The 1,208-nt window shown below is 45.9% G+C and carries 1 protein-coding gene; it reads right to left on the minus strand.

Features of this window, described 5'->3' with window-relative positions:
- The coding region (gene nspC / locus R7040_RS24545) for a carboxynorspermidine decarboxylase (RefSeq protein ID WP_318097283.1) at nt 1-984 on the minus strand (984 nt) is incomplete at its 3' end.
- Between the last annotated feature and the right edge of the window lie 224 nt (nt 985-1,208).

A 1,208-nucleotide genomic window follows, 5' to 3' on the forward strand; every position in this document is an offset into this window, starting at 1 on the left:
GCTGTCTAGAATGTGCAGACGTTGACCAATCTCTAGTGGCTGATCAAAATTCGCCACACAGAACTGATCACCGGCAAGACATGAACACGAACCAATCACGTACTCGTGCTCGCCGTTGTCAGATGCCTCTAGAATGGAAGCTGGTTCATTGTAAATCAGCGTATCAAGACGGTGTGCTTCAGTTGCAGAGTCAACAATTGCTGTCTTCTTCACGTTCTCAACGATATCGACCACAGTAACCACTAAGTCTGTCGTCTTAGTGATAATGGCTTCACCCGGCTCTAGGTACATTTGCACGCCGTGCTTCTCAGAGAATGCTTTTAGCGCTAGACCTAGCTTCTCAATATCGTAACCCGGCCACGTGAAGAATACGCCGCCACCCATGCTCACCCAATCCAGCTTGTTTAGGTATTCGCCAAACTGCTCTGAAATCGCATCTAATAGGCCGATAAACGCGTCCACATCTTTGTTCTCGCAATTCATATGGAACATCACGCCATCAATACCTTCAAATACTTCAGGTTTGATGTGATCAGCTTGTACACCTAAGCGAGAGAATTTGCGCGCAGGGTTTGCGAGGTCTTGACCCGCGTAGCTCACGCCCGGATTTAAACGTAAACCAATCGACGCTTTGCCTTCAACAATGTGGCGGTAAGCTGCAAGTTGAGATTGCGAGTTGAAAATCATTTTGTCACAGATGTCTGCGACTTCACGTACGTCATCTTCGCTGTAACCCACACTGTAGGCGTGCGTTTCGCCACCAAACGTTTCGTAGCCAAGTTTTACTTCGAATGGACCGGAGCTGGTCGTGCCGTCTAAGTAAGGCTTGATGATGTCAAACACACCCCAAGTAGAGAAACACTTCAGTGCTAGCACAAGCTTGACACCTGAGATTTCTTTGAGCTGTTTCGCTTTCTCTAGGTTCGCAATCAGCTTGTCTTCATTGATCATGAAGTACGGAGTTTTTAGTTCATTGTGTTGCATGTTAATACCTTGAGTGCTTTCGCCTGAACGAAGCCACTATAAAATCGAACAAAGCCGACGCAGTTGCATCGGCTTAGATTTTAATTATTTAACTTTGTTTGTAATTCGCCGAAATTTGTCTCTGTAGCGAGGAGAACGCGTGGAGTTTACGAATGTAAATGAGCACGTTCGACAAAGCCACAGAGGCAAATAACAAGAATTACTTCAAAGCATGGATAACTGGT

This window comes from Vibrio sp. 1069, assembly GCF_033340555.1.